The following is an 11,694-nucleotide window of genomic DNA, read 5'->3' as shown; positions in this document are numbered from 1 at the left end:
TATGTCTAGTAATAAATAATTAAGTTTTGCAAAATTTATACAGTCAGATGATTTTATTCCAATGCAAATTTGTTTTCAAGTACCTTTTTATAAAATAGTTGAAATGTTTAGATAATAATAATATAATTTAGAATAATATAAAATAGTTCAGCAAATAATGAAAGTGATAATAGTGATTAACTTTATAAATTAACTTATGAATTTTAAAAATGTGATTAACTTATTAGCTGAACATTTTGAAACAAAAATTATTTATGTTTTGTGGGAAAGGTATTATGAGCAAGGAAAAAGAGCTTAAATATAATGAGCCATGGATTTTGCAGAGAGCTGATCCATATGTTGTTAAGGCAGATGACGGCTTTTACTATTTTACGGCGTCTGTACCTGAATATGACAAAATAGTGCTTAGAAGATCAGAGACACTTGCTGGCATTGCTGATGCAGAGGAACACACAATCTGGAAAAAGCATGACAGTGGAATAATGAGTAAGCACATCTGGGCACCCGAACTTCATAAGGTTATGGGCAGGTGGTACATATACTTTGCGGGCGGTGAGACCCAGGATATCTGGAAGATAAGACCTTACGTGCTTGAATGTCAGAGCGATGATCCCATTGCCGGTCCCTGGGTGGAAAAAGGTAAGATGAAGTGCGCAGAGGATGATGAATTCTCCTTCAGAGCCTTTTCGCTTGATGCTACTGTATTTGAGCATAGAGGCAAGTGGTATTACATATGGGCTGAGAAGGTTGGCGTCGGCAAACAGATTTCAAACCTGTATATCGCAGAAATGAAGAGCCCTTATGAGCTTAAGACAGTTCAGGTTCTTCTTACAACTCCCGATTATGACTGGGAGAGAGTTGGCTTTTGGGTCAACGAAGGCCCCGGCATTTTAAAGAGAAACGGGAAAATATTCATGACCTATTCAGCCAGTGAGACCGGTGTTGCATATTGCGTCGGCATGTTAACAGCCGATGAAGACGCAGATCTTCTTGATCCTAAGTCATGGACTAAGGAGAGATATCCTGTGCTTAAGAGTGATGCAGAAGCTGTGGTTTATGGCCCCGGTCATAATTCATTTACTGTAAATGATGATGGCGAGGATGTAATGGTATATCATGCACGAACTGAAACTGAGATAGAGGGAGATCCTCTGTATAATCCTAATCGCCATACTATGTTAATGAAAATCAGATATGACGAAAAGGGATATCCCATCTTTTCATGCAGATGAGGACATAAATAAGAGGAGCACAAAATGCATTCAACTAAATATATAAACTATGCGGCAATTGCTCTTGCGACAGCAGCTTTCGCGGTTTCTGCAAGTTGCTCCAAAGGAACTGGAGAATCGGACAAGATGAAAACGGTAGAATCGGCAGATAACAGCAATTCATCAGATAGCAGCAATCTTGAAGCCAAGGTGGAGGATGATGGTATGACAGATAAAGCTGAAACCAGCATAAAGACAGGAGTTTATAAAAATGCCGTTTGTTGCCATGACCCTCAGGTAATCCTGGCGGATGGTACTTACTACATGACAGGAAGCCATCAGGTTCTTGCAAAATCGGATGACCTTAAGTCGTGGAGCTACATAGGTAACGGTAACAATGTTTTTGATAATCTCTTTTCAGGAGATCTCGATGCATTTAAATATGTCGGGAAAAATGAGGAAGGTGGCTATTCCGTATGGGCAGCCAACACCTTCTACAATGAAACAATGGGAAAGTATGTGATGTATTTCTGCACTACTTCTTCATATATTAAGTCAAATCTCTGCATGGCAGTATCGGATGAACCCGGAGGGAAATATACATATACAGACACAATCCTGTATTCCGGTTTTACTAGCTCCCATGCTGCTGAGACAGATATTTATGACGTCCTTGGAGAAGACGCTGATCTTTCAGAATATTTAAAGCTTGGAGGATATGATAATAACAAATGGCCCAACTGTATAGACCCTGCAGTTTTCACAGATGAAGATGACCGCATGTGGATGGTATACGGCTCCTGGTCAGGTGGAATCTTCCTTTTGGAGCTTGATCCTGAAACGGGGAGGCCTATTCATCCTATTGAAGAAGCAGCAAAGGGCGGAGAGGATGCGCCTGATCCTTACTATGGCTACAAACTTGTAGGTGGTGGACACCACGCTATTGAAGGTCCTTATATTACATATTCCAAGGAAACCGGATACTATTACCTTTTCGTATCCTATGGAGGACTTACTTCAAATGGTGGATATCAGATAAGGCAGTTTAGAAGCGAAAATTCCACAGGACCATACGTTGATGCAGCCGGTAACAGGCTGGGAGATGAAGAAAACTACATGAGCTATGGCCTTAAAATGATGGGGAATTACAGTCTTCCCAGTTTGTCGGTGACATACATGGCTCCCGGTGGACAGTCTGTTTTTCAGGATGAAAATGGCGAATACTACATAGTTTATCACCAGCGCTTTGATGATGGACAGGAATTCCATGAACCCAGAGTACATAAGCTTTTCATGACAAAGGACGGCTGGTTTACGGCAGCGCCCTTTGAGTACACAGGCGATGAAGGAATGTCTTCAATAAGTGAAAAAACGGATGTAACCCCTGACATGTTAAATGGTACATTTTATCTGTTGAATCATGGTCTTGATGTTAATGAGTTTGTAAATAAGCCCGTAAAATGCACCTTTGAAAATGGCAGTATTACACCTGATGAAGGCGGCGAAATGACCGGTGGAACTTATGCTATAAATAGTGGCGAGCCTTACGTGACTATTACAATTGACGGAGTGGAGTATGAAGGCTGCGCTTTTACCATGACAGATGAAGCCGGAAACAGCACTTTATGTATCTCTGCAAAGGGTAATGATAACAAGACAATATGGGCTGTTAAGTATCTGCAATAGGCATTGGTAAATTATAAGAAGGCTATACTATAGTGTTGTGACCATGGATTATGGCAGTGAACACATAATAGCAATATTGTAAAGAGAATTCAGCAATTATTGATAAGTTTGTTTGAATATACAAAAACTATTTTACAAATTTGTTAAAAACAACAAAAATGTAAAATGTTTTACAAAAATCTAAAATAATTGTTGACGTTCTAAATTTGTTTGTTTAAGATTACTATATAAGTTAATCACTAACTGAGGATTTTTAGGAGGATTTAACATGAGAAGGAAGTTTTTAGGTATTGCAATGGCAAGTGTAATGGGGCTTAGTGCTCTGACAGGCTGTGCTACAACAACAGTTGAGGAAGCTGGAGAGGCTGAGAGCACAGAAGCTAAGACAGAGGAAGGTAGTGGAGCAGAAACTGCAGACGCAGGAGATGCAACAGAAACTGCTGATGCAGCAGAGGCTGAGAGTACAGACGGTTCTTCAACTGACTCACTTACAGGTAACGGAGATAAGACACTCCATGTATTTCTTTACATGCAGGAGCATGAGAAGAAGATTTACGAAGAGCTTGTAAAGCAGTTCGTAGATGAGCACAAGGACGAGATCAAGGAAGTTGTTTTTGAAGTAACAACTCAGGATGAATACAATCAGAAGATGATTGCTAACATGACAGCTAATGATATGCCTGATGTATTCTATGTAGGACCTGCAGCAGTTCGTTCTTATGTAGATAATGGATATGTTCTTCCTCTTGACGATTATGTTGATGCTGACACAATCGGAAGCGTATGGGGAACAACACAGGAGATTTACCGTTATGATGGTAAGAATGTTGGAAGCGGTTCACTTTACGCACTTCCCAAGGATCTTTCCTGCTTCGCATTTGCTTACAACCAGGATCTTTTCGATGCAGCAGGTCTTGAGTATCCTGATCCGGAAAAGCCTTATACATACGATGAATTCATAGAAGTTTGTGAGAAGCTCACAATTGATAAGGATGGTGATGGAGAGATTGACCAGTGGGGTGTAGCTAACGCTGATCAGTTTGGTATGACTCCTTTCCTTTATTCAAACGGAGTTAAGTTCCTTAACGATGACATGACTAAGGTTAACGTTGCAAACAATGAGCCTCTTAAGGAAGCGCTTACATTCTATACAGACCTTACAAAGAACGGTCTTACACCTTCAGTTGAGCAGGATACAGCTCTTGGTGGATACCAGAGATGGCTTGATGGACAGGTTGCATTCTATGCATGTGGAACATGGGACGTTGCAGCATTCATGGATGACGCTACATTCCCTTACAAGTGGAACCTTTGCGGATGGCCTGTAGGACCTTCAGGTGACGGAAGATCACACACATGGATGGGATCAGTTGGTTACTGTGTATCTGCAACATCTGAGAATCCTGATCTTGCAGCACAGCTCGCAGCTAAGCTTTCAACAGACGAAGAAGGTCAGAAGGCTGTATCAGGTATCACAACTGGTGAGTCTATCCAGCTTCCTAATATCACAGAGCTTGCTTATGGTGAGTTCAAGGATGCTGTAAACAGCGGCAAAGTTCCTTATGCTTCAAATGTAGATGTAATATTCGGATATTTTGATGGTAATGATCACTATGCAGCAGCACTTCAGGAAACAGATTACACATACAATGCTGAGTGGTTCACTCCTTTCTGGTCAGGTGTATTCAATATCAAGAATGGCGATATCAGTGTAGAGGATTATTTACAGCAGGTTGAGCCTGAAATGCAGGAAGCTCTTGACGAAGCAATCGAGCTTCAGAATTCTGCGACAAACTAATGGGTTATCATTCTAGCCCCTTCACAAATGAAGGGGCTGGATTTTTAAGGAGTATTTTTTTATGGCATCAAAAAAAGTAAAAGTTCAGATGTCTGCGATGGCAAAGAGAGAAGAACGCTGGGCGTGGCTCTTTATTGCGGCTCCGTTCGTGGGGTTCATGCTTTTTATGGCATATCCAATTGTGTTTGCCCTGATTGCCAGTACAAGCAAATGGACAGGCATTAACTCACTATGGGGTAATATTGTAGGCCTTAGGAATTACATCAAAATCTTAAATGACGCAAAATTCTGGAAAGCTATGGGAACTACTATCATTTATATGATTGGGATCCCGATTGGGATGATTCTTGGAATTCTTGTAGCTATGGGATTGAACAGAAAGATTCCCGGAAAGAGATTTCTCACTACAATGTACTATGTACCGGTTGTTTCTTCACTGGTTGCTGTGTCGATTCTCTGGGCTTGGGTTTTCAACTATGACTATGGTCTTTTAAACGGAATCTATAAGGCACTCACCGGTCTTCATGGTCCTAACTGGCTCGGAGATGAGCTGATGGTAAAAATATCCCTCATCATCTTCATGGTATGGAAGGGACTTGGAGGCACAATTATCCTATATCTTGCAGGACTTCAGAACATTCCGAGAGATTATTATGAAGCAGCAATGATCGATGGCGCTAACAGCTGGCAGAAGTTTAAGAGCATCACACTGCCGCTGCTTTCACCTGTTACATTCTACGTACTTATTACTTCACTTATTGGAGGATTCCAGGTATTTGTAGAAGTGCAGGTTATGACACCTTCAGGTGGACCGAACTACAGTGCAGCAACAGTAGTGTTCTACCTGTATGAAAAGGCGTTTACCAACGGTCAGCTCGGCTACGGTAGTGCAGTAGCAGTAATTCTTGCGATTATCATATTCATTATCACTGCCATCAATTTTTGGGGACAGGATAAATGGGTAAAAACTATAGATTAAGGAGGTGTGACAGATGGAACTTGCACTGAAAGCAAAATCAAATGCGAATTCAGACTCATCAAGAAGATCAAAAGCAAACGCAAAAGATTACCAGAGTGATCGCGTCACATCTTCGAAAGAGAAGGCCATGAACGTGGTGATCTTCATAGTTCTTTTTCTGTTTGCAATTACAATGGTGTTTCCGCTTATTTATATGGTAGCAACATCATTTATGACAAAAAATCAAATATTATCAGGATCATTGACACTATTTCCGAATCCTATTCTTATAGGAAAATATAGTCAGGTTCTCAGCAAAGGACAGTTTATCTCGGGAATTATCAATACTGTTACGGTTGAGATCCCGGTTTTGTTAATCGGTGGATTTACATCATCGCTTGCGGCATTTGCATTTGCAAAGATGAACTTTCGCGGGAAAAATGCACTATTCCTTGCGCTTCTTGCAACAATAATGATTCCTTTTGCAGTTGTTATGATTCCACAGTATGTATTGTTTACAAAGCTTGGATGGACTAATTCACTGGCTCCGCTTATCATTCCTGGATGTTTTGGCAATGTCAGTATGATATTCTTCCTAAGACAGAATTTGTACAGCATACCGACAGAGCTTATGGATGCAGCAAAAATCGATGGCTGTAACTACTTTGAGATATACTACAAAATATTCCTGCCTCTTATGAAGGGTGCTCTTGGAACACAGCTTATGCTTTGGTTTATGGGAATATGGAATGACTATCTTGCACCTACGATTTTCCTTAGAAGTGAGAAACACTGGACATTGCAGGTGGTTATCAGATCCTTTAATTCGTACTATGCAATCCAGAGTGATTATGCGCTTATTATGGCGGCTTCGGTAATAGCAATGCTTCCTACACTGGTATTATTCTTCTTATTCCAGAGAGTAATCATTGAATCTATTGCTATAAGTGGTATTAAATAAAATTTTGATTAATAAAAAAGCTTCCCCAATTAAAGCCTTCCCCTTTGGAGGGAAGGTGGCACATCGATTAAAGCCTTCCCCTTTGGGGGGAAGGTGGCACGAAGTGCCGGATGAGGGGAAGCTCTTATTTTTATGCCTCAGTAGAAATAGGACTGTAAGCAATCTTTACATTTATATCCTGACTGTAGTTTCCGAAAGTCTTACCAAATATTGTCAGACCGCCCACATGCTCAGTGTCTTCGGGAACAGCCATTTTAAACTTGATTGAACTTTTGCTTGTCAGATTGAAGTGATCAATGTTGATGTCTGAAATCTGTAAGCCATCAATAAAAGTACCACGATGATTTATCACCAGCATTTTAAGTAATCCATACTGATTCCAATTGGGGAACCACCAGTCCGGAGTGAAGATACCCTTCACATCACCGAAATCTCCGGGTGAAATCCATTTTCCAAGAAACTCATTATTGAGATAAAAATGAATGTCTGAAGGCCACACATTATTAACTCCGGGAGCTTCACTTGAAAGCTCTGCAGAGATACATATCTCATCTATTTTCTGATTGAAAGGAATAAAGTTTGGAACTACATATTCCACATGTCCCTTTGTGAACCAGAGAATATCTGCATTGTAGCGATCGGGATGAGAGAAGTATCTGGTGTCATCCACCTCACCGATAATATTGGTTGAGGATGCAAGACCGCAGGTAGGAAAAACTTCGTAATCAGCGAATTGTCCAACCTTGATGTCTGCAGTATATATATTTTCGTTCTTTTCTTCGTCCTGAATATCTATAAGAATTTTGTCTACATGAACAGAGCAGATTTTTTGATTACCATGTCCGTTTGTCTCGTTGCTGACAGTAATCATACCGCATTCTTCAAGCTTTCTTATATGGCTTGTGAGCGCACCATTGGTAATATTAAGCCTGCTTGCGAGCTCATTCATGTTCATTCCGTTTTCTTCCAATAGAATTTTGATGATTTCGATTCTGACATCAGATCCCAGAGCCTTGAAGAGGTCGAGCCCTTCTGATAAAGATTTAATATGAAGCATGACTACTCCTTTAAATAAAAGTAAAATATTTAACAAAAATATAATATCACAGAAAGCAGCTAGCTTTCAATAAAATAAAAATCGATGTTTGGCTTTGTTTTCATAATGGAAACAGTTAAAATTAAAAGAAAACAGGAGGAGATCACATGAACGAGAATATTACAAAGAGAAACGAACTGCTGGCTCAGAAAGTAATAAAAGGTCTTGAATCAAGAAATATGAGCGGTTACTACGCAGCTACAAGAGAAGAAGCTGTAAAGAAGGCTCTTGAAATCATTGAGGAAGGCAGCACGGTTACCATGGGCGGAGCGATGTCGGCTCACGAGATAGGACTTGTAGATGCTGTGAAAAACGGAAACTACAACTTTATCGACAGAGATGCTGCTACGGATAAAAGAGCTGCAATGCTTGCGGCTTATGATGCGGATGTATTTCTTTCAAGCGCAAATGCAATGACAGAAGATGGCATAATAGTGAACATTGATGGAAATTCTAACAGAGTATCCGCTATAGCCCAGGGGCCTAAAAAGGTTCTCTTTATAGTAGGAATGAATAAAATCTGTGACGATCTTGACGGCGCTATGAAGAGAGCACGAAATGTGGCAGCTCCGATTAATGCTCAGCGTTTTGGACTCTCCACACCATGTGCAAAAACCGGTGCATGCATGGATTGTAAATCTCCGGATACAATTTGCTGTCAGTTTTTGATTACTAGATTTTCAAGACATGAAGGCAGAATACATGTAATTCTTGTAAACGATATTCTGGGATTTTAATTTGACGGATTTTAATAGAGGCTCATAACATGACACGAATAGATGAAAAAATTAAATTCCTGGAATCATCTGAAAAACCGCTGTCTGCAGATATATATTTTATAGAAGGAAACGAATATACATATATTATAGATGCAGGCAGCAATGATGCAGCATTTGAGTATATAAACAGCATCGATAAAAAGAAAATTATCATCACTCATTTTCATCAGGATCACTGCGAAAACATGAATCGAATCAATATTTCCGACGATAATCTTTATGTTGGAAAACACACCCGGAAAACTATAGGAAAAGGAACGATAGTTGAAACAGAAATAAAAATAAATGACGGAATTAACATAAGAATTCTTCCTATAAAAAACAGTCATGCAAAAGATTCTCTCTGCGTGGTTGTTAATGATGAGTATCTTTTTCTGGGTGATTCCTTTTACAGCAGCACAAAGGGATACAACGTATCGCTATTGCATGATGAAATAGCGCTTCTTGAGAGTATAACTTTCAGCAAGGCAGTCCTTAGTCATGATAACACGATTCACGACCGAGACTATGTACTTGGAAATCTCAAAGAAATTTTTGCTCTTAGGCAAAAGAATCAACCATTTATCAGCAATGAACTACTAAGGAAATATGAGTGATAATATTATGAAAAGACCTTTGACTAAGATGCTTGTCATCTTACTATTTGTTTGTGGTTGCAGTAAAGAACATACGGTGACTCAAAAGCAGCCTGAATCTGTGAATCAGGAAAATTTGGAAAATACAGAAAAACCATCAGAGAATAGTGACGGACAAACCGGACAATCTGAGCAGGAAGAAGTAGAGATAGAAACAGTAGAGGCAGAAGAGACAGATCAACCGGACAAACCGGATCAATCCGATCAATCAGAGGCTCAACCTGCGGAAAATTCCCTGACACTTTGCATGGTTGGAGATATTTTGCTGCACACACCTATAGAGGAGAGATCACGCGACGATAACGGAACTTACGATTTTGCACCCATATTTTCAGAGATGAAGGATGATATCTCATCTTATGATATTGCGGTTGTTAACGAGGAAGTTATCATAGGCGGTGAAGAACTGGGCATAAGCGGATATCCTGCTTTCAACGCTCCTTATGCTATAGGAGATGCCCTTGTAAACTCCGGCTTTGATGTCATATGCCATGCAACAAATCATGTACTTGATAAAGGAAAAAGCGGTCTTTTAAATACTTGCAACTTTTGGAACGAAAACTATCCGGACATAACAGTCATAGGTATAAACGAGGCAGCGGAAGATAAAGAACGTGTAGATATTATAGAAAGAAACGGGATCAAAATCGCGCTTCTTAATTATACATACGGAACAAATGGCATCTCGCAGCCTGCTGACATGCCGTATGCAGTTGACCTTCTGGAGGAAGATAAAGTCATAAAAGATCTGGAATATGCAGAGCAAAATGCTGATTTTACTGTTGTATTTCCGCATTGGGGTACGGAGTATCGTCTTACCCCGGACTCGTCACAGCAAAAATGGACAGGCATATTTGAGGAGCATGGAGCAGATCTTGTCATTGGAACGCATCCGCATGTTATAGAGCCTATTGAGTTTATTGACGACAAAATGCTTGTCTACTATTCTTTAGGCAATTTTGTAAACTGGACTTCCGGAACAGGTGAAGGGACCACCAACAGAATGGTTGGCGGAATGGCAGGTGTTACCATAAAAAAGGACAGTGATGGTGTTACTTCCATATCTGATTATGGAGTAAAGGCCCTTGTCTGTCATGTGTCAGATGAAAAAGGCGGAATCAGGGTTTTTCCGCTGCGAGATTATCCCGAGGAGCTTGCAGCAGTAAATGCAATAATTGCACAGGACAGTTCCTTTTCAAAAGAAAAGTGCATAGAGCTGTGCAATGAGGTATGGGGAGATACATGGGACTGATAGTATAGTCGGATTGGAGAATGAGATTAAATTTATGGTGGATATTTTTGGAACACTAGGACCAAGCTGTAATGATGAAGCAACGCTAAAAGCTATGTTTATGGCAGGCATGACAGGGGTAAGAATTAATTTGTCACACGTTATGCTAAGAGATAATGAGGAACTGCTTAATTTTGTAAAAAGGGCTGCCGAATCTGTATGTATAGATCCCAAAATCCTTATCGATTTGCAAGGACCTGAGCTTAGAATCGGCAATCTTCAAAAAGAAATAAATTTATGTTCCGGAGATGAAATACCGGTTAGGCGTGAAGGCTATCATGGAGTAATCTCTGATGTTATCCCTCTCGATAAAAGAATATTTGAAGAGATGGAAGAAGGAGATGAGATACTTCTTGATGACGGGAAGATACTTGCCGGAGTAGAACATAGGAGCAACAATGAGGCAATACTCAAAATAATCAGAGGCGGAATACTTAATAGTAGGAAAAGTATTCTGATTAAAGGAAAAACAATTCTGATGCCAACACTTACATCTGATGATATTAGCAATATCAGTGACGCAGTTAAGCTCGGGGTGACCGGTGTCATGCAGCCTTTTGTCAGGAACAGGCAGGATCTTCAAATACTTAGAAAAACATTGGATGATGCAGGTGGAGATAAAATAGAGATATACGCCAAAATCGAAAACATGGATGGCGTTGGAATGCTTCCGGATATAATGGATGAATGCGATGAGATAGTAATTGCCAGAGGCGACCTTGGAAATGCGATGCCTCTTTGGGAGCTGCCGTATGTACAGAAGCGTATATCAAAAGAATGCCGAACCAGATCAAAACGTTTTATGGTAGTTACCCAGATGCTGGCATCGATGGAACACAGTCCCATTCCAACCAGAGCAGAAGTAAGCGACATTTATAATGCTGTTGCGGATGGAGCATCCTCTGTAATGGTTACGGGAGAGACTGCGATCGGTGAATATCCGGTGGAAGTAATTGGATTTTTATCAAAAACGGCATTGCAATATGAAAAATCCAAGAAAATATAGAGATGTTATTACGTGAAAACTCAGTATATATCAGGGGATATGGGAAACGCAAAAATTTTTTTTGATTTTTTGAAAAAAAATTCAAATTTATTGTTGACACTATATAACCTTAGTGATATATTAAATATCGCTGCGGCGCACGGCAGTAAACAGAAAGCCCGCGAGCCCAGTATTTATCAGCACTTTGACAATAAAATAGTAATGCAACCCTGAAAATTCCAAAAAGAATATTCAGAGAACAAAACAACCTAACTTAGGTAAAAACGGACAGAA

The 11,694-nt window shown here is 40.0% G+C and carries 10 protein-coding genes; 9 read left to right on the top strand and 1 reads right to left on the bottom strand.

What is annotated here, in order from left to right:
- Positions 1–275 precede the first annotated feature (275 nt).
- The 5 genes from G630_RS0114550 to G630_RS0114530 all read left to right on the top strand — a co-directional run bounded on the left by G630_RS0114550 (position 276) and on the right by G630_RS0114530 (position 6,614).
- Positions 276–1,232: a glycoside hydrolase family 43 protein gene (locus G630_RS0114550; protein ID WP_026499001.1), complete on the top strand. Its 957-nt coding sequence runs from the start codon at positions 276–278 to the stop codon at positions 1,230–1,232.
- Positions 1,233–1,256: 24 nt separating this feature from the next.
- Positions 1,257–2,897: a glycoside hydrolase family 43 protein gene (locus G630_RS22125; protein ID WP_049946239.1), complete on the top strand. Its 1,641-nt coding sequence runs from the start codon at positions 1,257–1,259 to the stop codon at positions 2,895–2,897.
- Positions 2,898–3,165: 268 nt separating this feature from the next.
- Positions 3,166–4,695 (top strand): ABC transporter substrate-binding protein, encoded by a 1,530-nt coding sequence (locus G630_RS0114540; RefSeq protein ID WP_022763129.1) that lies wholly within the window; start codon positions 3,166–3,168, stop codon positions 4,693–4,695.
- A 61-nt stretch (positions 4,696–4,756) separates the two neighbouring features.
- Positions 4,757–5,674 carry a carbohydrate ABC transporter permease gene (locus G630_RS0114535; RefSeq protein ID WP_022763130.1) on the top strand — a complete coding sequence of 306 codons (918 nt, stop codon included), beginning with the start codon at positions 4,757–4,759 and terminating at the stop codon, positions 5,672–5,674.
- 13 nt (positions 5,675–5,687) lie between these two features.
- Complete coding sequence (locus G630_RS0114530) at positions 5,688–6,614, top strand: carbohydrate ABC transporter permease (RefSeq protein ID WP_022763131.1); 927 nt, start codon at positions 5,688–5,690, stop codon at positions 6,612–6,614.
- A 130-nt stretch (positions 6,615–6,744) separates the two neighbouring features.
- Here G630_RS0114530 and G630_RS0114525 read toward each other — a convergent pair whose 3' ends face one another.
- A complete protein-coding gene (locus G630_RS0114525; protein ID WP_022763132.1) occupies positions 6,745–7,671 on the bottom strand; it encodes an ArsR/SmtB family transcription factor in 927 nt (308 codons plus the stop codon).
- A gap of 146 nt (positions 7,672–7,817) precedes the next feature.
- Between G630_RS0114525 and G630_RS0114520 the strand changes: the two genes are divergently transcribed.
- Genes G630_RS0114520 through pyk form a run of 4 tightly spaced genes read left to right on the top strand, consistent with a single transcriptional unit; the run spans position 7,818 to position 11,421 of the window.
- Positions 7,818–8,447, top strand: a complete 630-nt coding sequence (locus G630_RS0114520; RefSeq protein WP_022763133.1) for a lactate utilization protein — start codon at positions 7,818–7,820, stop codon at positions 8,445–8,447.
- Between the two features lie 29 nt (positions 8,448–8,476).
- The gene (locus G630_RS0114515) at positions 8,477–9,085 is read left to right on the top strand and encodes an MBL fold metallo-hydrolase (protein WP_022763134.1); all 609 of its coding nucleotides are present in this window, start codon (positions 8,477–8,479) and stop codon (positions 9,083–9,085) included.
- A gap of 7 nt (positions 9,086–9,092) precedes the next feature.
- Positions 9,093–10,376, top strand: a complete 1,284-nt coding sequence (locus G630_RS0114510; protein ID WP_026498999.1) for a CapA family protein — start codon at positions 9,093–9,095, stop codon at positions 10,374–10,376.
- Positions 10,377–10,410: 34 nt separating this feature from the next.
- Positions 10,411–11,421 (top strand): pyruvate kinase, encoded by a 1,011-nt coding sequence (pyk, locus tag G630_RS0114505; protein ID WP_022763136.1) that lies wholly within the window; start codon positions 10,411–10,413, stop codon positions 11,419–11,421.
- Positions 11,422–11,694: the final 273 nt, after the last annotated feature.

The organism is Butyrivibrio sp. WCD2001, assembly GCF_000424485.1.
Classification (GTDB): Bacteria; Bacillota; Clostridia; order Lachnospirales; family Lachnospiraceae; genus Butyrivibrio.
The sequence above is the reverse complement of the archived record's forward strand: the minus strand, read 5'-3'. Positions and strand labels throughout refer to the sequence as shown.